Here is a 22,146-nt window from a genome sequence, read left to right on the forward strand (position 1 = left end):
AACGTGGACGACTATCACACCAGCTGAACACGCGATATCAGATTCTCGGTCAGAGGCGCGCGCGCCGGATGAGTCGGCAGTTTGCCCGCGTGGGAATCGACACCCAACCGGTTCGGCTGCAGCAGATGCTCGCCGGCATGCCCGTCACCGAAGACGAAGTCACGGATATCAATTTCGCGCTGATCGCGACCCAGATGAAACGCGACGAGCGCAGCTCGCGGTACAAGCGCCTGCAGCGCAAGGGCACTCAATCGATGATCTTCGCCGGCTTGATCCTGCTGGTGCTGAACTTCCTGTTCTGCCTTGCCTACATGATGCTGAATCTGACGGACCAAGCCCCGCCGATGTAGTTCGTCAGCGCGGAGCGACAATTCCGTTGTGTAGGCGTCGACGAGGTCAGGAGGCTTCGCCGTTACGGAAGCGGACGAAGTCGCGCCATCGGTTTCCGGTCGCGTCGACGAACTCGAAACCCTCGGGTTCGGCGAGGTCGCGCAACTGCTGAACGTTCATGCGGTCCGGGTCGGGAAACGCTTCGGCGAAGACAAGGTGGCCACCCGGCTTGACGATGCGGCTCAGCGACCGAAGGCACGCATGCTTGTCCGGTACTTCGCCGATCACCGCGGCGAGGAAAGCGACATCGAAAGTGTTGTCCGGGAACGGGAATCCCTCGGCGGCCTGCCCCGCCGTGAAGCCGACGTCGTGGAAGCCGGCGCGCTCGAGTTGCCGCGCGGCCTTCGCCAGCATCTCGGGCTGCAAGTCGAACAGGTCGAGTTGGCCGTAGGTGAGCCGGCGTGCGATCTCCACGCTGTAAAAGCCCGGACCCGGACCGACTTCCAACACGCGCTCGGATCCGGTGAGCCTGATGTCGTCGACTATTCGCGCCGGCTTGGACAATGCCCGCCGCACAGGGTTATTGAGGAAGAACGCAGCCTGATGCGGAAAAGGAGCGGCACCTTGGTGGCGCCTTTTGTTCAGCAATGCGTCGACCCAGGTTGTCGGCATCAGGCCTCCTTGCTGATAGTTGAAGTTAGGGTACCCTAAGTCGCTACGGTTGCGCCAGGTCCCTTTTTCGGGACGGGCACGATGAGACCCGATTAGTCGTCGATGACGGCAAGGCCCCGGCGCTCGAGGTCGGCCAGGCCGTCCCGCCTGGCTTGTATCTGTTCGGATGAATGCCCGACCCAGTCCGTGATCTCGCCAACGATTCTCACGGGTCCCCGGGTGCGGTAGGAGCGGGTCGGATTTCCGGGGAACCGTTTGTCCGTCACGTTCGGGTCGTCCTCCACGGCACCGTCCGGTTCCACGAGGTAAATCCGGCATCGGCCCTCGCCGGTGGCCAGCTCGGCTCCCCACGCTGCCGCATCCAGTGTTTGGGTCACATACACGTGGTTCGACACGCGCCCCCGCTCGTAGTTCGACCTGCGCCCGGGCACCAGCAGATCACCCACCGAAAGGTCTGCCTTGGTGCCGTGCAGGAACGCACCAGACTCGTGGACTTCAAAGGGTTTCGGCGTGCTCGTCACAACAACCCCCGTTGCTTGGCATTGGTTGGAAGATTGTGCGGCACGCTAGGGGCCTTGCCGCAAGCCCCTCCCTCAGCCTTATAGTGAGAGAGGGGTTTTCGCGTCTGCCACCTACAGACCTTGAGATGTTTCCGGGGTCGCCTGAACTACGGCCAGACGACCCCGTCGATCGGTTCTCGGCGATGCGGTATCGGGTTCGGCAGTGCCGTCCTTGACGCGGCGGGCGAGCCGGCCTCCTTCGACGGCTCCGAGGATCTCCACCGTGCCGCCGGTGGCGCAATGCTGTCGCTGCCAGTCGGTAATCGCTTGGTGCGCGGCATGGTCGAGGTAGTTGGTGTGCAGAAGCACGGTGACGCTGGTGCACTGCGGCACTGACGCCAGCACGCGAGTCAACCTGGGCAGCGCGAGAAATGTGCAGGCCCCCTCGATCACGACCCGCCATTCGTCACCCGCGGGGATGGCCTCCACCCTGGCCCGGATCACCCGCCACCCGGTCAGCGCGATGGCCAGCAGCAGACCGATCATCACGCCGTGCAGCAGGTTGAGGAAGACGACACCGATGACGGTCACCAGGTAGATGGCCAAATCGCCTGTCTTCAGGGCTGTTTCGACGTGGGCGGGCTGCAATAGCTGGATGCCGATGACGATGAGAAGACCGGCGAGCGCCGCGCTGGGTACCTGCTCGACCAGTTCCGCAAAAGGCAAGGCGAACAACAGGATCCAGAAGCCGTGCAGGATGGTGGAGGCACGCGTTTTCGCTCCGGCGTTGACATTGGCCGCGCTGCGGACGATGACGCCGGCGATGGGCAGGCCACCGATGGCTCCGGACACGATGTTGGAGGCGCCCTGACCGATCAGCTCACGGTTGAAGTCGGTGCGTGGGCCGTGGTGCATTCGGTCGATGGAGACCGCGGTCAGCAGACTCTGCACACTGGTGATGAGGGTGACGGTGATGATGCCGAGTACCACGGCGCCCCAGTTCCCATGCGGAAGGGCAGGCAGCTGCAGGGCATCCAGCACCGACCCGTCCAGCTCGATACGCGATACCCGGAACGGAAAGAGCAGCGAGATCACCGTCACCACCACAATGGCGACCAGCGGCCCGGGAATCGGCGCGACTTTAGCCGGGACCCAACGCCAGCCGACCATGATGGCGATCACGAGCAGGCCCAGCGCAAGTCCGGGCCGGTGCGCGCCGAGCACCTGAGCGGGCAGCTCAATGACGTTGTGCCACGACGAGCTTTTGGACTCCCCGCCCAGTAACACGTGCACTTGTTGGAGCGCGATCGTGATGCCGATGCCGGCCAGCATCGCGTGGACGACGACGGGTGAGATCGCCAGCGCAGCACGCGCAACTCGGCTGAGCCCCAACAGAAGCTGCATGACACCGGCGGTGACGGGGATGAAACAGGGTATTTTCCAACCGAATTGGCCGATGAGATCGGCGACGACAACGGTCAGGCCGGCCGCGGGACCGCTGACCTGCAGCGGCGAACCTCCTAAGATCCCACCGACGATGCCGCCGACGATCGCGGCGATCAGCCCGGCGAGGGCGGGCGCGTCCGAGGCGATGGCGATTCCCAGCGACAACGGAAGCGCGACCAGGAAAACCACCAGTGACGCGGACAGGTCGTACCGGATCACCCCGCGCATTCGGTCCATTCGTGATGCTGCTTGCCGCTCGACGGCATCACCGTCGGGCTGTGCTGCGCGCTGCATCGATCCCTCCCTCTTTGGGCTGCAAGTTGGGGGCGTTTCACCATCCGCCCTGATACGGCGGGCGGCCTTTCCATTCGAGCACAGGCGATTACGCCTCTCCAGCAACTCCGTTGTCCCCTGGCTCCCGCGTTCGAAGGTAGGTGGACGATCAGAGGCGGGTCAACCGGACAACCCGGGTGCATAGGGAATGCAAATTATATGAATAGCACATGGATTCGCGCTCGCAGATCCTGGTAGTTCCAAAGTGGTTGCTTTACAGCATCATTCAAGACGCCAAGACTCAGGCGGGCCCTCGTCCATCGCCGGCGACGTTCAACAGCAGGCGCGTCCCACCCAGCGGGCTGGCATGCAACGACGCGCGGCCACCATGCAATTCGGCCTGCTGCGCAACGAGTGCCAGCCCCAACCCGGACCCCGACCGCGATGCCGTCGAACCGCGCGAGAAGCGGGCGAAGACCGCGACGCGCTCCTCCTCGGGAACACCAGTTCCGTTGTCGTCGATGGCGATTTCCACGCCTTCGCTGGAACTGGTGACGTTCAGCTGAATCTTGGTGGCGCCACCGTGTCTGACGGCGTTGGCGATGGCGTTGTCGATCACCAGCCGTAGGCCGGTAGGTAGCCCCACCATCAACACCGTGGGTGAGGGCACCAGCGACACGGCCACGTCCGGGTAGATGCGCAGTGCGTCGTGCGCGGCGCGGTCCAACAGCTCGGTGATGTCGAACGGGACAAAATCGTCGACGGTGGTCAGTTCGCCCTGCGCCAGCCTCTCCAGCGCCGTCAACGTCCCTTCGATCCGGCTCTGGGTACGGATGACGTCGCCGATCACCTCTTGGCGCTGCTCGGGGCCGAGCTCGAGGGTGGACAGCACCTCCAGGTTGGTCCGCATGGCGGTCAACGGGGTGCGCAGCTCGTGGGAGGCGACGGCGGCGAAGTCGCGCGCCGACTCCAGCGCCGCCCTGGTGCGCTGTTGCTCCTTGCCGATGCGGGCCAGCATGCCTTCGACCGCCTCGGCGATCTCGACGGCCTCACGCACCCCGCGGACCTGCACCTCATCCGGACTGGACTGGGCGTTGATGGCGCGGGCTTGCTGGGCCAGCAGCAGGAACGGATTGACCATGATCAGGGAGATCACCCAGCCGACCAAGAACGTGCCGGTGATGACGCCACCGCAGATCAGCAAGACCCGCAGGTGCAGTTCATTGATCCGGTGCTGAGCCTCGGCCAACGGCGCGGCCAGGGCGATCGAGGCCGGGCCCGCGGAGAAGGTACGGACGCGGTACTGCACGCCGTTGATGGTGGTGTTCGCATAGCCGTTCGCGAGCTGGGGCAGCACGATGTTGCTAGGAACCGACACGGTGATGCCGCCGATGCGCGCGGTGCGCACCAGGTTGCCGTCGGGGGCAGGCCGGTCCGAGTTGCTCTGCTGCGGGCTGTTGAGCAACGTGCTGATGTCGCCCAGGCTGCTCACCGAGTCCAGGCGACGGTCGAGCTGGCTGTACTGGTCATTGGTGACGCCGACCCACACCCATACGCCCAACGTGACGACGACGGCAATCACGCCGAGTTGGGCGACGATGACGATAGTGCGCAACGACAACACCCGCATCGGCAGCCGAATCGCTTCCAACACGCGACTGTCGGCAACCATCATGGGCCAATTATCGTGCTCAACGCACAACCTCGCGGTGACCGGCGTCCAATCGGCGGGTCCAGCCCCGCGTGTCCAGGTGTTCCAGCAACGGAATCACCACCCGGCGAGTGGTGTCGAGTGCTTGGCGCGCTTGGCTTGTGGTGAACGGCTGGTCCAGCTGAGCCAACGCACGCATCGCCATCGCGGGGGCAGTGGGCAGCAGCACCACGCCGTCGCGCAGCCGCAACACCCGCCCGGCGCGTTCGGCCGCGGCCAGTTCCCGAGCGCCCAGCCGCAGTGCCGAGAGGTCGTCGGCTTCCGGCGCGCGGAACGGCTCGGCGCGCAGCCGAACCTCGAGTTCGCTCACCGCGGCCTCGGCCCCGCCGAGGTCATCGCGTGAGCCGCCCACCCGGATGTGGCCACCACCCTGCTCGAGTCCCGTGTCACGAACGACCGCGTCCAGCAGCGACTCGTCCGGCAGCTCCAGCAGGTCGCGCGCGGCGCCTTGCGATAGGCCGTCGGCCAAGGGATCTCGCGCATGCAGCTCGGCCACCGCGGTCTGCAGCCGTTGCCGCCACGCGTCGTAAGTCGCGGCGTGCACCCACCAGCCGTTGAGCACCCGCACGCCCGCGGGTGGGTCAGCGCCACCGTCGGGCAGCAGACCCAGCCGACGCAGGTAGCTCTCCTGCACGGCGCCCCGGCGGGCCACCTCGGTCGCGAGGTCGGCGGTGGTGTCCATGGCGCCCAGCGCCGCCGCCCGGCGCGCGCTGTCGCCGCGGCGTCGCAGCGCCGGTGGGTCGGCGTCGAGTACCTGGGCACCGCCGAGGGCCCGGCTGCCGCCGGGGTCGCGCAGCACCAGCCGGTCGCCGAGGACCAGCGGCAGCCGCCGGTCGAGGGTGAGCCGGCCGTGCTCGTCGTCGAACGGCCGCAGCCGCGCGGGCACCGCGGCGGTGCCGACGTGCGCGACGAGCCGCGCCGGGGTCTCGGTGAACGGGTCGCCGGTGGTTCGGCGCACGTCGAGAGTGCGGGTGGTGGGCCACGCGCCGGGGGTGACCAGCGCATCGCCGCGGTGGATGGCGTCGCGGGAGACACCGCGCAGGTTGAGGGCCACCCGGGCCACCGGCCCCAGCGCCGGGTACGGCTCGCCGCGGCTCTGCAGGCCGCGGATCGTTATCGATCGGGTCTTGGCGCCGAGTAGCTCGAGCCGGTCGCCGCGGGCCAGCGTGCCGGCCGTGAGCGTCCCGGTCACCACCGTGCCCGCGCCGTCGATGGAGAAGGAACGATCGACCCACAGCCGCAGCCGGGAGGTGGTGTCGGGTGCGGGCACTTCGGCCAGGACGCGGTCGAGCACCTCGCGTAACTCGGTCAGCCCGGTGCCGTCGACCGCCGACACGATCACACCGGGCGCATCGCGCAGCCCGGTGTCGGCCAGCTCGGCGCGCGCCTGCGCGAGGGCCTCAGGGGCGCGGTCGGGTGCCCGGTCGGCGCGGGTGATCGCGATGAGGCCGTGCCGGACGCCGAGGGCGGCGATCGCGTCGCGGTGATCGCTCGACTGTGCCTGCCAGCCCTCGTCGGCGGCGACGACGAAGCAGATCACCGGTGCCGGCCCGAGGCCGGCCAGCGTGTTGCCCAGGAAGCGCTGGTGACCGGGGACATCGACAAAGGCGACCTCGCGGCCCGACGGCAGCGTGGTCCAGGCGAAGCCCAGATCGATGGTCAGCCCGCGGCGACGCTCCTCGGCCCAGCGGTCGGGTTCCATCCCGGTCAGGGCTCGGATGAGGGTGCTCTTGCCGTGGTCGACGTGGCCGGCGGTGGCCAGAACATACGTGCTCAGCGGTCCGCCTCGGACACACCTGCCAGCGCTGTCCGCACGGCGGCGAGCAGCCGATCGTCGTCGGATTCGGGGATGCAGCGCAGGTCGACTAGGCAGGCACCGTCGTGCACCCGCGGCAGCACCGCGGGGTCGCCGGCGCGCAGGCGTTCGGCGGCGCCTTCGGGAAGGCGGACCGCCCACCCCGGCAACGGCACGCCGGGTGCTCCCCCGCCCCCGACCCGGCCGTCGTGTGCGACGACGGATGCGCCGACGGCTCCGGCGAGACGCTCGGCCCGGGCGCGCAGCGAGTCGGCGTCGGCGTGCAGAGCCTGCGTCACGGGCGATGCCCCGACGCGGACGGTCGCCTCGAGCGCGGCGAGGGTCAGTTTGTCCGCACGGACCGCGCGCGCCAACGGGTGCCGGGCCAGCTGGCCGACGACCCCGGCACGACCGAGCACGATGCCGGCCTGCGGCCCACCGAGCAGCTTGTCGCCGCTCGCGGTGACGATGTCGGCGCCGTCGGCCAGCGTGCTGGCGGCGTCGGGCTCGTCGGGCAGCAGCCGGTCGGGCGCGAGCAGTCCGCTGCCCAGGTCGACGACCAGGGGTATGGCCTGCTGCTCGGTCAATGCCCGCAGCTCGGGCACCGTGGCCGAGGCGGTGAACCCTTCGACGCGGAAGTTGCTCTGATGCACCTTCAGCACGCATCCGGTCTGCGGCCCGATCGCGTCGGCGTAGTCCTTGAGATGGGTGCGGTTGGTGGTGCCCACTTCACGCAGCCGCGCCCCGGTGGAGGCGATCAGGTCGGGCAGCCGGAACCCGGCGCCGATCTCGATGAGTTCGCCGCGGCTGACGACCACCTCACGGCCGGATGCGAGCGCGGTGGTGGCGAGCACGAGCGCGGCGGCGCCGTTGTTGACCACAAGTGCGTCCTCGGCGGCCGGACAGGCGGTGAGCAGCGCTTCGCGGGTCGCGGCCCCCCGCTTCGACCGGGTGCCAGTGGCCAGATCGAGCTCGACATCGACGTAGCCGCTGGCGGCGACCAGGGCTTCGACCGAGCTCTTTGCCAATGGCGCCCGGCCCAGGTTGGTGTGCACGACGACGCCCGTGGCGTTGAGCACGGGCCGCAACGTCGTGGTTGGGTACGCGGCCAACGACCGCAGCACGGCGTCGTGCACCTGCTCGGGTATTAGGTCACCGCGCCGCGCAGCGTCCTGGATGTCGCGGATCACCGCCCGGACGAGGCTCTCGCCCAACCGAGTTCGCGCCTGCTGCACGGCGGGAAGCGCCAGCAGCTGATCGGTGCGCGGAATCAGTCGGCGCGGGTCGATCTGTGTCACTTGCCTCCTCGACCTCCTCGGTCCACGCTGGCGGAGGCGGACGGGAATCGAACCCGCCAGACCGAGATGCTCGATCTCACCGGTTTTGAAGACCGGGGGGACCACCAGGAACCCAAACGCCTCCACGGACAACGTAGCCTGACCGGCGCCGCGTCACATCAGCCACAGTGGCCCCGGCGTCGGCGGATGCGCCGAGGGATGGTCGCCGTGCCCGCCTCCGAGCGACAAACGCGGACGCGCTGCGGGTGCCGGCGGCTATAGGCGACTTTGTCGCTGTGATGCGGGCACAACGTGTGCCTGCCGGGGCAGAGCCGCGTGAGGCTAATGTGACTACCTCGTAGGCTCGGCGTATGACCCCGACGCGGCTCACCGGTTACGCCCACGGCGGCGGCTGCGCCTGCAAGATCCCGCCCGGCGAACTTGAAGAGGCGGTCCGCGGACTCGCCGGGCAGTCGAACGAGAACGTGCTCGTCGGCCTCGACGACGGCGACGATGCGGCCGCGGTGCTGGTCGGTGACATCGCGGTGCTGTCCACCGCGGACTTTTTCACCCCGGTCGTCGACGACGCCTACGACTGGGGCCGTATCGCCGCGGCCAACGCGCTGTCCGACATATACGCGATGGGCGGGCGGCCGATCGTCGCGATCAACCTCGTGGGCTGGCCGCGCGACGTGCTGCCGCTGGAGCTGATGACCGAGGTGCTGCGCGGCGGCTTGGCGGTAGCGTCAGAGGCGGGCTGCCCGGTGATCGGCGGCCACTCCATCGACGACCCGGAACCGAAGTACGGCATGGCCGTGACCGGTGTTGCTGATCCAAATCGGTTGCTGCGCAACGACTCCGCAGCACCGAACCTGCCGCTGACGCTGACCAAGCCGCTGGGCACCGGACTGCTCAACAATCGGCACAAGCAGACCGGCGAGGTGTTCGCCGAAGCGATCGCGACGATGACCCAACTCAACCGCGACGCGGCCCTGGCCGCGACGACGGCAGGGCTCAAAGCGGCGACCGACGTGACCGGGTTCGGTCTGCTGGGCCACCTGTACAAGATGTGCCGGGCCTCAAAAGTCGGCGCCGTCGTCGACCGCGCCGCGGTGCCGGTTCTCGACAGCGCGCGCGCGGCGTTGCGCGACGGGTTCGTCTCCGGCGGGACGCGCCGCAACCTGGACTGGGTGCGCCCGCATCTGCGTCCCGGCCCCGGTGTCACCGAGGACGAGCTGCTGCTGCTTGCCGATGCGCAAACCTCCGGCGGCTTGCTCGTGGTCGGCGAACTACCCGGCTATCCGGTTGTCGGGCATACGGTTTCGGGCTCGGGCATCGATATCCGCTAGCGCGGCTTCAACCAGCGGTGGTGATCGAGTCGTCGGTGATGCCTGCCGCCCGGCGCGCCGCCAGCCGACGCTTCTGCGGCTCGATCGTGTAGCGCGGGTGCCGCGCCGATTCCTTGCCCGCCTCGAAGAAACCGAACCTCAAGAGAGCCGACGCGGCCAGCAGCGCCAGGCCGGACAGGGCGGCGACGCCGCGGTGTCGCCCGCCCAGCAATGCGCCCAAACCCCCTGCGGCGGCCAGCCGTTCGCTCCATTCCAGCATCCGACCAGGCGCGCCCTCGTGCAGCGGTTCTCTGGTGACCGGGTCCATCCGGTGTTCGGTGACCCTGGCGGAGATCAGGTCACAGATCGCACCGATGACGGCCAGGTTGCGGGCCGGCCCGGACTCGGACACAGGCGTGGTGATCATCGCCAACCCCGACGCGGCCAGGCTCGCCGAGCTGACGAACACGAACGGCAGGTCTCGGTACGCGGCGTTCCACGTCGGCGTCGCCGTGTCGGTGAGCAGCACCGCGGTGTAGACGGCCAGCGGTGCTGCGAACACCGCGGCCTCCAGACCGGCCGGCCCTTCCAGTGCGCGCAGCACAGGCCGCAAGGGGCCCAACGGGATTCGCTCCCCGGTCATCCGGTCGATCTCGAAGACCGCGGCAACCCCGATGCCGGCGCTGAAGAAGCTGAGAATCCACGAACCAACACTCATCGGCGACGTCAGCTTCACGGTCCGCAGCATGTTGACGAACCGCTCGGGCCGGCCCAGATCCTTCACCAGCGCGACCGCACCCAGCCCGACGGCCACCAGGGCGGACAGTCTTGTGTTGCGGCGCAACGTTTTTCGTCCGGTTAGCTGGGCACCGGCCGCAAGCAGGCCGGACCCACCAGCGACGCCGCCGAGGAACAGGTACGCCGCCACTTCGTGTCCCCACGGCGGGGCCTTGACCACCGGACGCCCGTAGTACGAGGTGAATTCGGCGTCGGGGACCATCGGCATCTCGCGCGAGCCATCGGAACCACTGCCGCCGCCGCGACGTTTGGAGCGCTTGCCTTTCCGGCGTTTGCCGCCCGCGGGCTCCGGCGGACGGAAGCTGTCGAATTCCGAGGTACTCATCGGCTGCTCCAGAACGCCACCACGGCGGCGCCGATCATGCCGGCCGCGGCCATGCCGGCCCGCTTGAACATCTGCGGCAGGTCAGCGGTGCAGACCCGCGGATCGGGCGGCAGGCCGTAGACCTCCGGTTCGTCGAGCAAGAGGAAGACCGAGCCGATGCCGCCGACGCCGTCGTGTTCGTTGGCGCCGTAGAGGCGCGCCTCGGTGCGGCCCTGGGCGTGCAGCTGAGCGACCCGCTCCCGCGCCTGCTCCACCAGCTCGTCGTGATTACCGAACTTGATCGACGTGGTCGGACAGGTTTGGGCGCAGGCCGGAATCTGATCCTCGACCAAGCGGTCGTAGCAGAGCGTGCATTTCTGGGCGACACCGGTGACGTATTCATGAGCGAGCTGGTCGGACTTGCGCTCCGAGGTGGCATACGTGCCGTCGCTGCGGCGCTCGACCACGCCGAACGGGCATCCGGCCACGCAGGTGCCGCAGCCGTTGCACACGTCGTGCTGCACCACCACCGTGCCGAACTCGGTTCGGAACAGCGCCCCCGTCGGGCAGACGTCGAGACAGCCGGCGTGCGTGCAGTGCTTGCACACGTCCGACGACATCAGCCAGCGAAATTCCGGGGTGTCCGGTGGCGTGAACGGCTCGGGGTCGATGGGTTCAGGGGCGCCGGGCAACGCGGGCATGCCCAAATCGATGAGCGCCTGGCCGGATTCGCGGGCCTCGTCGATGCGGTCGCGGTTCTGCTCGATGAACGCCACATGCCGCCAGGTGCTGGCCCCTAGCGAACCCGTGTTGTCGTAGGAGGAGCCCAGCAGTTCGAGGTCGCCGTCGCGCGGGTTGCGGTTCCACTCCTTGCACGCCACTTCGCAGGCCTTGCAGCCGATGCAGATCGAGGTGTCGGTGAAGAAGCCCTTGCGCGGCTTCTCCTCCGTCCAACCGGCGTCGGCTGCCGGGTCAGTCGGTCCGGTCAGCTGACCCTTGAACTTCACGGGCCTCCCCTCGTCTCCTGCGCGTTGTCGACGATCTCCCACACGGCGTCGCTCACCCGTACATTGTCCGTCTCGACCGTGACGCCTGCGCGCGACTGATACTCAGCGATCAGCCGCAACACATCCTCGCCCTGCGGCCGTCGGCCCGGCTGAATATCGCAGGACCCGGCCTTCGACTCCTGAATCTGCACGTTCGGGTCCAGCGTCACGCCCAGCAGATCGTTGGCCGCATCGCCGCTCACCACCGCGTCGCTGCCGACACCCCAGTGATACGGCAGCCCGATCTGGTGCACCGTGTGCCCGTTGATGACCAACGGAGTCATCCGCTCGGTGACCAACACCCGCGCCTCGATCGCGGCGCGCGGGGAAATGAGCGTGGCCCACCCGTACGGCTCGAGGCCGCGTTCGGCGGCCAGCTCCGGGGAGACCTCGCAGAACATCTCCGGCTGCAGCTCGGACAAATACGGCAGCCATCGGCTCATGCCGCCGGCGGTGTGGTGCTCGGTGAGCCGGTAGGTGGTGAACACGTAGGGATAGACGTCGGCGCCGGGGTCCCCGGCGCTCGGCGCACTCAGATTTTCCTTGCGGGGGAAGATGATTCGCGACGGGTTCCGCTGCTGGGGGTACAGGGCGTTGGCGACCGGCGACTCCTGCGGTTCGTAGTGCGTGGGCAACGGTCCGTCGACCAAGCCCTTGGGCGCGAAGAGCCAGCCCTTGCCGTCGGCCTGCATGATGAACGGGTCGTCGCCGGCCAGCGCGGCCGGCCCGCCGAGCGCGGGGTCGGGGCGGCTGTCCGGTGCCCGGTCGGCGACGAAGTCGGGCACGTCATACCCGACCCAACGCTGTTTCTCGGCGTCCCACCAGATGTAGCGCTTGCGCTCACTCCACGGCTGGCCGTCCGGGTCGGCCGACGCGCGGTTGTACAGAATCCGCCGGTCGGCCGGCCACGCCCAGCCCCACTCCGACTGGCTCGGACCGCTTCCGCCGTGTGGCACGCGGCGGGCAGCCTGGTTGACGCCGTTGGCGTAGACCCCGGCGTAGATCCAGCAGCCCGCGGCGGTGGACCCGTCGGCGCGCAGCTCGGTGAACGACGACACCGGCTTGCCCGCCTCGGGTCCGGTGAGGTGGTGCCCGTTGTACTCGGCCAGTACGGCCTCGCCGTCGATCTCACCGTGCTCGTCAGTCGGGTAGTCCCACGTCAGGTCCAGCAGCGGCCGGTCGCGCTCGTCCGTCGAGCCGGCCAGCCGCGCCTTGATCCGCTTGCCGAGCTCGAAGAAGAACTGCACCTCGCTTTGGCACTGGCCGGGCGGCTCGAGCGCCTTGTGCCGCCACTGGATCAGCCGCTGCGTCTGGGTGAAGGTTCCCGCCTTCTCCACGTGCGAGGCCGCCGGGAAGAAGAACACCTCCGTCTCGATGTCCTCGGTCTTGAGTTCACCGGACGCGATCTCCGGACCGTCCTTCCACCAGGTGGCCGATTCGATCATGTTCAGGTCGCGCACCACGAGCCATTTCAGGTGGGCCATGCCGAGCCGCTGCATGCGGCCGTGGGCCGAGCCGACCGCGGGATTCTGGCCCAGCAGGAAGTAGCCCTCGACCTCGTCGTCCAGCATTCCCATCACGGTCTGGTAGGTCCCGTGTGGACCGGACAGCCGCGGCAGGTAGTCGAAGGCCCAGTCGTTGTCTTCGCGGGCCGCGTCGCCCCACCACGCCTTGAGCAGGCTCACCGTATAGGTGTCGGCGTTGGCCCAGAAGCCTTTCTGCTTCTTGGATCCCACCGCCTCGAGGTAGTCGGCGAGGGTGTCGTGGGTGCCCGCCTTGGGCATCGGCAGGTATCCCGGCAGCAGATTGAACAACGTCGGAATGTCGGTGGAGCCCTGGATGCTGGCGTGGCCGCGCAAAGCCATGATGCCGCTGCCCGGGCGACCCACATTACCCATCAGCAACTGCAAAATTGTTGCGGTGCGGATGAATTGGGCGCCCAGGGTGTGCTGTGTCCACCCGACGGCGTAGGCGAAACACGTGGTGCGCTCGCGCCCGGAGTTCTCGACGATGGAGCGGGCCAGGTAGTCGAAATCCGCGAGGCTGATGCCGCAGATGTCGCGCACCATCTCCGGGGTGTAGCGGGCGTAATGGCGCTTAAGTATCTGAAATACGGTCTGGGGGTGCTGCAGTGTCTCGTCGCGCAGCACCCGAGCGTGGGCGAGCGGCGGTCCCCCGCTGCCATACTCCTGGCCGGCTGCGCTTGCCGAGGCGTCGGCGCCGTGCTCAGGATCGGATTCCTCGTGTTCGGCGTACGCCCACGACGACGGGTCGTACTGGCCGGTCTCGGGGTCGTAGCCGGAGAACAAACCGCCGAGTTCCTCGGTATCCCTGAAGTTTTCGTTGATCAGCGTGGCCGCGTTGGTGTAGGCGACGACGTATTCGGAGAACCACAGGTCATGGGTGAGGACGTGGTTGATCAGCGCGCCGAGCAGCACCACATCCGACCCGGCGCGGATCGGGATGTGCTTATCCGATACCGCCGAGGTGCGGGTGAAGCGCGGGTCGACATGAATCAGCCGCGCGCCTCGGGCTTTAGCCTCCTCGACCCACTGGAACCCGACCGGATGGCATTCGGCCATGTTGGAGCCCTGGATGATGATGCAATCGGCGTTGGCCATGTCTTGCAGTGATTGGGTGGCGCCGCCGCGCCCGAAGGAGGTCCCCAGACCGGGAACCGTGGAGCTGTGTCAAATACGGGCTTGGTTCTCGATCTGAATCGCGCCTGCGGCGGTGAAGAGCTTCTTGATCAGATAGTTCTCTTCGTTGTCCAGGGTCGCACCGCCCAGGGCCGCGATGCCCATGGTGCGGCGCAGCAGCTGTCCCTTCTTGTCGATGTCCTGCCAGCTGTTGCGGCGGGATTCCAGGAAGCGGTCGGCCACCATGTCGGTCGCGGTGTCCAGGTCGAGGCGCTGCCATTCGGTCGCGCGCGGGGCCCGGTAGAGCACTTCGAGCTGCCGGCCCGGCGAGTTGACCAGCTGCTCACTGGCAGAACCCTTGGGGCACAGGCGGCCCCGCGAGATCGGCGAGTCGGGGTCGCCCTCGATCTGGACGACCTTCTCGTCCTTGACGTAGACCCGCTGTCCGCAGCCGACCGCGCAATACGGGCACACGCTTTGCACGACACGGTCGGCAGTCGTCGTGCGGGCGGTGACCGCACGGGTCTGCCTGGAGGTCACAGCGGTGCCGCGACCGAGTACGTCCCCCGACCGCAACTGACGGATCACGGGCCATTCGAGGAAAAGCTTGGGCAGCGAGTTTTTTCCGGCCATGCTCGAAAGACTAATGCGGGTGACCCCGCTGCGCGACGGACGTCATGTCGCGGATGCCGCGTAGATCTCCGCGATGTTCGCGCTGAGCTTCTCGTCGAATTCCGAGTCGCTCTGCGCAGCGGTCAGCCCTTCGGTCAACGCCCGCGAAAAACTGGCGATGAGGCCGTGGTTGCGGGCCAGGATGGTGCAGCTCTCGGCGAGGCTGTAGCCGCCGGACAGGGCGACCACCCGCAGCACCCGGGGGTGGTCGATGAGCGGCGTGTAGAGGTCGTCGTCGTCCGGCAGGGTCAGCTTGAGCATCACCTGCCGTTCGGCGGGCAGCTCGTCGAGCTTCGTGTTCAGCGCCGACACCAGCAGCGCGTCGGCCTTGGGCTTGTCCGGGCTTTTGATGCTGACCTCTGGCTCGATGATCGGCATCAGCCCGGCCGCGGCGATGGTGTCCGCGTATTCGAATTGCTGGTCGACGATGGCCTTGATCCCGTCATGGTTGGGCTCGGCGATGAATGAGCGCATCTTCGTCCCGAAAATGCCCTTGGCCACGGCCCGCTCCAGCAGCGAGTCGAGCTTCGTCATGGGCTTCATGAGCTGCACGCCGTTCTCGGCGTCGGCCAGCCCCTGGTCGACCTTCACGAACGGCACGATGTGCTTGCGCTTCCACAGAAACGCCGCGGACTCCTCGCCGTCGATGGTGCGGTCCATGGTCTGCTCGAACAGGATGGTCGCGATGATCTTGTCGCCGGTGAAGCTCGGCGCGGAGATCAGCCGCGCGCGCATCTGGTGCATGAGGTCGAACATCTGCTCGTCGCCTTCGTAGGCATCCTCTTCAATCCCATACAGCTTCAAGGCTTTCGGCGTGCTGCCGCCGCTTTGGTCCAGCGCGGCGATGAAGCCACGCCCCGACGCCATGACGTTGCGCTGCTCGTCGTTCACTGCACTCCCTCTCCCTCGTCCAGTTACCCTGCGCCCGGGTCCTAGCATGGCGCACAGGCAGCCGTTCCGGCTACTACCGGCGGTTTTCCTATGCTCGACGATCGATGTCGTCATATCCGCCACACCAGTCGCTGCGACGGGACGCGGGACCATTTGCCCGCCTCTGAGCGACAGTCGCTGGCGGATGCCCGGCTCGCACGCGCGGCCTCGATTTGTCGCTCGGAGGCGGGCACAACGTGCCCCTTCCCCCTAAAGAGGCCGATGTGGCGATTGTGAAACCGCACGGGCACCGGCGTGATTTGCCACGGCCTGTGGTGAGTGATTACTCTCTCACTATGCCCGCCTCGGGACGTGACCGACTGCTGGCCGAAGCGCTGAAGCTCTTCGCCGCCAAGGGCTACGCGGCGACCTCGGTGGCCGACATTCAGCGCGCATCCGGCCTGGCGCCGGGTTCGGGCGCGCTCTACAAGCACTTCGCGTCCAAGCGCGAGCTGCTGGAGGCGGCGGTCGCGTACCGGATCGACAGCATCGTGGCCGCGCGTGAAGAGTTCGACGCCGGGGACCCCGGCAGCGTCGAGCAGGCGGTTCGGACGGCGGGTCAGCTGATCTGGAGCAACCTGACCGAGGGCGAAGAGGTGCTCAAGGTCATGCTGCGCGAACCCGACGAGCTCGGCGATCTGGACGAGAAGACCTGGCAGGTCATCACCGACAACGCCTACCAGCGGTTCGCCGATGAGCTGGTCGCGTCCAACCGCTCGGGCCGCACCAGCATTCCGGATCCGGAGGCGGCCGCGGCCGCGGCGATCGGATCACTCTCCTACGCCGCGACACTGCAGGCGTTGACGGGTCGCACGCCCGGCAACGTCGACGGCGAACGTTACTTCGAGGCGTGGGTCAACCAAACGCTCAGCGTCCTCGCGCAGTACACCAACGACAGAAACGATTGACCGACAACGCCTTTCAAGGGGGTAATCATGACGTTCTCACTAGAGCTCAGCGACGATGTGATCGAAGTGCGCGATTGGGTGCACCAATTCGCGTCCGAGGTCATCCGTCCGGCCGCAGCCGAATGGGATGAGCGAGAGGAAACTCCGTGGCCGGTGATCCAGGAGGCCGCGAAGGTCGGGCTGTACTCCCCCGACTTCTTCGCCCAGCAGGCCGCCGAGCCGACGGGGCTCGGCTTCCTCACTGCATTCGAGGAGATGTTCTGGGGCGACGCCGGCATCGCGCTGTCCATCTTGGGCACCGGGCTGGCGGCGGCAGCGTTGGCGGGCAACGGAACTCCCGAACAGCTGGGCCGTTGGCTTCCCGAGATGTTCGGTTCGCCCGGTGACCCCAAGCTGGGTGCGTTCTGCTCGTCGGAGCCCGACGCGGGGTCTGACGTCGGCGCCATCCGCACTCGCGCGCGCTACGACGAAGCGACCGGCGAATGGGTGCTCAACGGCACCAAGACCTGGGCCACCAACGGCGGGATCGCCAACGTGCACATCGTGGTGGCCTCGGTCTACCCCGAACTCGGCACCCGCGGGCAGGCCAGCTTCGTCATCCCGCCGGACACCAAAGGTGTTTCGCAGGGCCAGAAATTCAAGAAGCACGGGATCCGCGCGTCGCACACCGCCGAGGTGGTGCTCGACAACGTCCGGCTGCCCGAAGACTGCATCCTCGGCGGCCGGGAAAAGTTCGAGGCAAAGATCGCCCGGGTCAAGTCCGGTGCCTCCGCGGGCGGCCAGGCCGCGATGAAGACCTTCGAACGCACCCGGCCCACCGTCGGCGCGATGGCCGTCGGCGTAGCCCGGGCCGCCTACGAGTATGCCCTCGAATACGCCTGCCAGCGTGAGCAATTCGGCCGCAAGATCGGTGAATTTCAGGCGGTGGCGTTCAAGCTGGCGGACATGAAGAGCCGCATCGACGCGGCCCGGCTGCTGGTGTGGCGGGCCGGCTGGATGGCGCGCAACGACAAGAGCTTCGACTCGGCGGAGGGCTCGATGGCCAAGCTGGTGGCGAGCGAGACCGCCGTATATGTCACCGACGAGGCGATCCAGATCCTGGGCGGCAATGGGTACACCCGCGACTATCCGGTGGAGCGCATGCACCGGGACGCCAAGATTTTCACCATCTTCGAGGGGACCAGCGAGATCCAGCGCCTGGTGATTTCGCGGGCGGTGACTGGGCTGCCGATCCGCTAGCCGGCGTCGTCAGTCGCGGTCGTGGTGACACACCACTTCTAGCTTGAAACCGAAGGGGTCGTACCAAAACGTGGCGTAGTAGTGGCCGGGGTATTGCGGAAAATGTTGAGGCGGGTGAATCACATCGCTCCCGACTTGTATGACGTGGTCGTGCACGGCATGCACCGATGACCGGCGGCGCACGATGAAAGCCAAGTGCTGCAGTCCGATTCGTTCTGGCGAGTAGTCGCCTGTCTCGGACGCCGGGTAGAAGAACAGATAGGTGCCCGGCTTATTGTCGGCGGGCTTGTAGGAGAATTCCTGCGCGGTGTGAAAGTACGGCTCGAACCCGACGAGGGGCATGAACGCATCGTAGTAGCGCTTGGCCCTCAAGAGGTCAGGCACGTTGACGCCTAGGTGTCCCAGCATCGCATCAGTATCCGCCAAGCGATGGGTTTAGCGGCGCGCCCACTCGTCGGCGAGCAGCTGATAGGAACGCACCCGGTCTTCGTGATCGTGGGTGATCGTCGTGATGATCAGCTCGTCGGCCTCGGTGGCGTCGCGCAACCGCTCCAGCTGATCGGCGACTTGCCCTGCGGATCCGACGAATTGCGTCTCGACACGGTCGGCGACCAGCTCGCGGTCGGCATCGCTCCACGTGTGCGTCCTTGCTTCGGCCGGGGTGGGAAACGGGATCGCACCCGCACCGGTGCGGATGCTGCGCACCCAGAGTCCGTACCCCGCCGCCAGCTGGCGGGCGGTGGCCTCGTCGTCGGCGACCACGACGTCCGCGGAGACCGCGACATAGGGTCGGTCCAGCTCGGCCGAGGGCCGAAACGCCTCCCGGTAGCCATCGGCCGCCTCGAGGACGGTGGCCGGGGCGACGTGATAGTTCGTGGCGAACCGCAGGCCCCTGTTGCCGGCGGCGACGGCGCTCTCCCCGCCGCTGCTGCCCAGGATCCAGATCTGCAGATCGGCGCCGCCGCCGGGCACGACGTGCGCCTCTTCGCCGTCGTCGGAACGGTAGGTGTCGGCGATCAGCGCCAGGATGTCGTCGACCTGCTCGGTGTAGTCCTGCGATTGCGCCCCCGGCAGCTGCAGCAACGCCTTGTGCAACGCGAAGCGCGGCGACTTCAAAAGTGGTGTCGGGTCGAATCTTTGGGGAATCACCAGCCCGTTGGGTGCGCGGCCGTCGACCACCGGCTGCCTGGCGGCCGACGCCACCCGCACCGGCTCACGCGGCTTGCCGCCCGAGCGCCCCAGGCCGAGGTCGAACCGGCCCGGGTGCAGCGCATCGAGCAGACCGAATTCCTCCACCGTGGCCAGCGCCGTGCGGTGCCCCATCTGTACGGCACCCGAGCCGAGCCGAATCGTCGAGGTTTCCGCCGCGGTCAGCGCGAGCACCACCGCGGGAGACGTCCCGGCCACCCCGGGGTTCAGGTGGTGCTCGGCGAACCAGTAGCGCGCGTAGCCGAGGGCCTCGGTGCGCTTGGCCAGGTCGATGCTGTTCCGCAGGGCCTGGGTCGCGGTCGAGCCCGACGAGATCGGGACGAGGTCGAGCACGTTCAGCGGAGTGGTCATGGCACTTACGACGCCACCTCGGTCGAGGCGCCGGATCGCCGCGGCGCCGGCAGCGCTGCCAGACCCAGGTGCTCGCGCAGGGTGGTGCCGGCGTAGTCGGCACGGAACACACCGCGCTCCTGCAGCAACGGCACCACCTGGTCGACGAACGGATCCAGCCCGCCGGGGGTGATGTGCGGAACCAGAATGAAGCCGTCGCTGGCATCGGCCTGGACGAAGTCGTTGATGGTCGCGGCGACGGTCTCGGCCGATCCGACGAACGATTGGCGTCCGGTGACCTCGACGATCAGCTCGCGGGTGGTCAGATTTTCGGCCTCGGCCTTGGCTCGCCAGTCGTTGGCGATGGCGAGGGGGTCGCGGAACATGCGGACGCTCGCGCGGCCGCGCGAGATGGTGTTCTCCCCCACGACGGGGTCCACGCTTGGGAGCGGGCCGTCGGGGTCGTGGTCGGACAGGTCGCGGTTCCACAGCTGCTCGAGGAACTTGATCGCCGTCTGCGGCGACACCTGCGCGAGCCGCACCTGATGCGCGATCTCGTCGGCCTCGGCGTCGGTATCGCCGATCACGAATGTCGCGGCCGGCAGGATGAGCAGCTCCTCGCGGCGGCGGCCGTAGCGGGCGAGGCGGCCCTTGACGTCTTCGTAGAACGACTGCCCGGCCCCCAGGGTGCTGTGCCTCGAGAAGATCGCATCCGCCGCGGCGGCGGCGAAGTCCCGGCCCTCGTCGGAGTCACCGGCCTGGAAGATCACCGGCCGTCCCTGCGGGCTTCGCGGGACGTTGAACCGGCCATGGATGTCGAAATGTGCATCCCGGTGCGCGAATTCGCCGGCATGCGGATCGGACAGGAAGACACCGGTCGCTTTGTCCGCCACGATCTCGTCCCCGCGCCAGGAGTCGAACAGTTCGCGGGTGGCCTGCAGGAAGGTCTTGGCCCGCTCGTAGCGCTGGTCCTCGGCCAGGAAGCCACTGCGGCGAAAGTTCTCTCCGGTGAACGCATCCCACGAGGTCACGACATTCCAGGCGGCCCGGCCGGCGGACAGATGATCGAGCGAGGCGAACTGGCGCGCCACCTCGTAGGGCTCGTTGAAGGTGGAATTGATGGTGCCGGTCAACCCGATGCGGTCGGTGACCGCGGCGAGCGCGGCCAGCACGGTGAAGGTGTCGGGGCGGCCGACGACATCCAGGTCGTAGATCTGACCGCCCTGTTCGCGAAGGCGCAATCCCTCGGCGAGGAACAGAAAGTCGAACTTGCCACGCTCGGCGGTCTGGGCGAATTGCGCGAACGAGCTGAACTCGATGTGGCTGCCGGCGGCCGGATCGCTCCACACCGTGGTGTTGTTGACGCCCGGGAAATGCGCCGCCAGATGAATTTGCTTGATGGGCTTACTCATTGGGTGTCCTCGGTAGGTCAGGCGGTCGCGTAGCGGTTGGCGGGATGACCGAGCCCGAGCGAGCCGCGCAGGGTTTTGGCGTCGTAGCCGGTGCGGAACACCCCGCGCCGGCGCAGGTCGGGTACCAGCGACTCGGTGATGGTGACCAGGTCGTGCGGCAGCTTGGCCGGGCGTAGCCGGAACCCGGAGAGGCCCCCGGCGTGCCAGTCCTGCAGCAGGTCGGCCAGCTGCGCCGGAGTTCCCACGAAAACCTCTGCATCGCTGCGGTATTCGGTCCCGAGCAGGTCGTCGAGCCGACGCTTGCGGGCCTGGGCGTCCTGCGGGGTGCGATCGAGGAACACCACCAGGTCGGCGAAGAGGTGCAACGTGTCGGGGCTGCGGCCCACCGCCCGGCTCAGCGCGCCGATCTCGGCGACCGCGTCGGCGGCCTGGGCGGCGCCATGCGGGGTCACGAAGCCGACGTCGGCGGCCTCGGCGATGAGCCGGTAAGAGGCACCGCCGTGGCCGAGCGCCGCGACAATGGGTTGGCCCTGCGGCGGACGAGGCGTGATCGACGGCCCTTTGACGGAGAACCACCGACCCTCGAAGTCGATGTAGTGCAGCTTGTCCCGGTCGACGAATCGCCCGGTGGCGACATCGCGGATCTCGGCGTCGTCCTCCCAGCTGTCCCACAACCGGCGCAGCACCTCAACGTAATCCGCTGCCTCAGCGAAGTATTCGCTGATCTGCTGCTGCGCGTCCGCATCGGTGCTCCAGTCGCCGGGAAGACGTGGCGTGGTGCGGCGCCCGAAATGCGCCGCAGCATCGGGACGCGCCGAGACCTGCACCCGGACGCCCGCGCGCCCGGCGCTGACATAGTCAAGGGTGGCAATCGACTTCGACACATGGAACGGCTCGGTGTGCGTCACGATCGCCGTCGGTATCAGCCCAATTCCCTGGCTGCGCGGCGCGACACGGGCGGCGACGAGCACGGCGTCCAGTCGGCCGCGCACACGATCGACTCGTTCGTCGGGCTCAAAGGGGTGGTCGGACTGCAGCGTCAGCGCGTCCTCGATCGTCACGAAATCCAGGGATCCGCGCTCGGACTCGGCAACCAGATCGGCCCAGTAGCCTGCTCCGAACAACTCATCCGGACGGGCGTCGGCTTCGCGCCAGGCCGCCGGATGCCACCCGGCGCCGTCTAACGCCACAGCCAGACGGATGGGTCTGGACGAATCAGCCATGAGCAGAACCGCTTTCGTAGTTGGCGCGGGGAGTCCCCGATCAGGCGGAAATGGCCGCCGCGCACACTTGCGGTGCGGGCGGCTGACAACACTGTGCTGACCGC

The 22,146-nt window shown here is 67.8% G+C and carries 18 protein-coding genes and 1 tRNA gene; 4 read left to right on the plus strand and 15 right to left on the minus strand.

Features of this window, described 5'->3' with window-relative positions:
- Nucleotides 1–68: 68 nt before the first annotated feature.
- Entirely contained in the window at nt 69–350 is a 282-nt protein-coding gene (locus MNAB215_RS07810; protein ID WP_245830162.1) for a hypothetical protein, read from the plus strand.
- A gap of 46 nt (nt 351–396) precedes the next feature.
- Here MNAB215_RS07810 and MNAB215_RS07815 read toward each other — a convergent pair whose 3' ends face one another.
- The 7 genes from MNAB215_RS07815 to MNAB215_RS07845 form a co-directional block, all read right to left on the minus strand.
- Nucleotides 397–1,002: a class I SAM-dependent methyltransferase gene (locus MNAB215_RS07815; RefSeq protein WP_077078191.1), complete on the minus strand. Its 606-nt coding sequence runs from the start codon at nt 1,000–1,002 to the stop codon at nt 397–399.
- 92 nt (nt 1,003–1,094) lie between these two features.
- Nucleotides 1,095–1,523, minus strand: coding sequence for an NAD(+)--rifampin ADP-ribosyltransferase (arr, locus tag MNAB215_RS07820; protein ID WP_077078192.1), 429 nt, complete (start codon nt 1,521–1,523; stop codon nt 1,095–1,097).
- Nucleotides 1,524–1,634: 111 nt separating this feature from the next.
- Nucleotides 1,635–3,242: a SulP family inorganic anion transporter gene (locus MNAB215_RS07825; protein WP_174604537.1), complete on the minus strand. Its 1,608-nt coding sequence runs from the start codon at nt 3,240–3,242 to the stop codon at nt 1,635–1,637.
- Between the two features lie 280 nt (nt 3,243–3,522).
- Entirely contained in the window at nt 3,523–4,851 is a 1,329-nt protein-coding gene (locus MNAB215_RS07830) for a sensor histidine kinase (RefSeq protein ID WP_077078509.1), read from the minus strand.
- Nucleotides 4,852–4,912: 61 nt separating this feature from the next.
- Nucleotides 4,913–6,709, minus strand: a complete 1,797-nt coding sequence (gene selB / locus MNAB215_RS07835; RefSeq protein ID WP_077078510.1) for a selenocysteine-specific translation elongation factor — start codon at nt 6,707–6,709, stop codon at nt 4,913–4,915.
- A complete protein-coding gene (selA, locus tag MNAB215_RS30160; protein WP_077078193.1) occupies nt 6,706–8,025 on the minus strand; it encodes an L-seryl-tRNA(Sec) selenium transferase in 1,320 nt (439 codons plus the stop codon). Before selA ends, selB begins: the two co-directional genes overlap by 4 nt.
- A gap of 28 nt (nt 8,026–8,053) precedes the next feature.
- Nucleotides 8,054–8,149: transfer RNA gene (locus MNAB215_RS07845), tRNA-Sec, on the minus strand.
- A gap of 226 nt (nt 8,150–8,375) precedes the next feature.
- On the opposite strand from MNAB215_RS07845, the gene selD reads away from it, so the two are divergent.
- A complete protein-coding gene (gene selD / locus MNAB215_RS07850; RefSeq protein ID WP_077078194.1) occupies nt 8,376–9,353 on the plus strand; it encodes a selenide, water dikinase SelD in 978 nt (325 codons plus the stop codon).
- A 7-nt stretch (nt 9,354–9,360) separates the two neighbouring features.
- Here selD and nrfD read toward each other — a convergent pair whose 3' ends face one another.
- Genes nrfD through MNAB215_RS07875 form a run of 4 tightly spaced genes read right to left on the minus strand, consistent with a single transcriptional unit; the run spans nt 9,361 to nt 15,682 of the window.
- Nucleotides 9,361–10,455 (minus strand): NrfD/PsrC family molybdoenzyme membrane anchor subunit, encoded by a 1,095-nt coding sequence (gene nrfD / locus MNAB215_RS07855; protein ID WP_077078195.1) that lies wholly within the window; start codon nt 10,453–10,455, stop codon nt 9,361–9,363.
- The gene (locus MNAB215_RS07860; RefSeq protein WP_077078196.1) at nt 10,452–11,441 is read right to left on the minus strand and encodes a 4Fe-4S dicluster domain-containing protein; all 990 of its coding nucleotides are present in this window, start codon (nt 11,439–11,441) and stop codon (nt 10,452–10,454) included. Before MNAB215_RS07860 ends, nrfD begins: the two co-directional genes overlap by 4 nt.
- Nucleotides 11,438–14,752 carry a formate dehydrogenase gene (gene fdh / locus MNAB215_RS07865; protein WP_165691533.1) on the minus strand — a complete coding sequence of 1,105 codons (3,315 nt, stop codon included), beginning with the start codon at nt 14,750–14,752 and terminating at the stop codon, nt 11,438–11,440. The genes MNAB215_RS07860 and fdh overlap by 4 nt, the downstream gene beginning before the upstream one ends.
- Before the next feature lie 42 nt (nt 14,753–14,794).
- Nucleotides 14,795–15,682 carry a fructose bisphosphate aldolase gene (locus tag MNAB215_RS07875; RefSeq protein ID WP_077078199.1) on the minus strand — a complete coding sequence of 296 codons (888 nt, stop codon included), beginning with the start codon at nt 15,680–15,682 and terminating at the stop codon, nt 14,795–14,797.
- Nucleotides 15,683–16,017: 335 nt separating this feature from the next.
- On the opposite strand from MNAB215_RS07875, the gene MNAB215_RS07880 reads away from it, so the two are divergent.
- The gene (locus MNAB215_RS07880; protein WP_077078200.1) at nt 16,018–16,629 is read left to right on the plus strand and encodes a TetR/AcrR family transcriptional regulator; all 612 of its coding nucleotides are present in this window, start codon (nt 16,018–16,020) and stop codon (nt 16,627–16,629) included.
- Between the two features lie 27 nt (nt 16,630–16,656).
- On the plus strand, nt 16,657–17,868 hold the full coding sequence (locus MNAB215_RS07885; protein ID WP_077078201.1) for an acyl-CoA dehydrogenase family protein: 1,212 nt from the start codon (nt 16,657–16,659) through the stop codon (nt 17,866–17,868).
- 9 nt (nt 17,869–17,877) lie between these two features.
- On the opposite strand, the gene MNAB215_RS07890 is transcribed toward MNAB215_RS07885, so the two are convergent.
- The 4 genes from MNAB215_RS07890 to MNAB215_RS07905 are packed head-to-tail and all read right to left on the minus strand — an operon-like array spanning nt 17,878 to nt 22,042.
- A complete protein-coding gene (locus MNAB215_RS07890) occupies nt 17,878–18,276 on the minus strand; it encodes a VOC family protein (protein WP_077078202.1) in 399 nt (132 codons plus the stop codon).
- 27 nt (nt 18,277–18,303) lie between these two features.
- Nucleotides 18,304–19,428, minus strand: coding sequence for an LLM class flavin-dependent oxidoreductase (locus MNAB215_RS07895; protein ID WP_077078203.1), 1,125 nt, complete (start codon nt 19,426–19,428; stop codon nt 18,304–18,306).
- Between the two features lie 5 nt (nt 19,429–19,433).
- Nucleotides 19,434–20,819 carry an NtaA/DmoA family FMN-dependent monooxygenase gene (locus MNAB215_RS07900; RefSeq protein ID WP_077078204.1) on the minus strand — a complete coding sequence of 462 codons (1,386 nt, stop codon included), beginning with the start codon at nt 20,817–20,819 and terminating at the stop codon, nt 19,434–19,436.
- A 17-nt stretch (nt 20,820–20,836) separates the two neighbouring features.
- Nucleotides 20,837–22,042, minus strand: coding sequence for an LLM class flavin-dependent oxidoreductase (locus tag MNAB215_RS07905; RefSeq protein ID WP_077078205.1), 1,206 nt, complete (start codon nt 22,040–22,042; stop codon nt 20,837–20,839).
- Nucleotides 22,043–22,146: the final 104 nt, after the last annotated feature.

Source organism: Mycobacterium numidiamassiliense (genome assembly GCF_900157365.1).
GTDB classification, from domain to species: Bacteria; Actinomycetota; Actinomycetes; order Mycobacteriales; family Mycobacteriaceae; genus Mycobacterium; species Mycobacterium numidiamassiliense.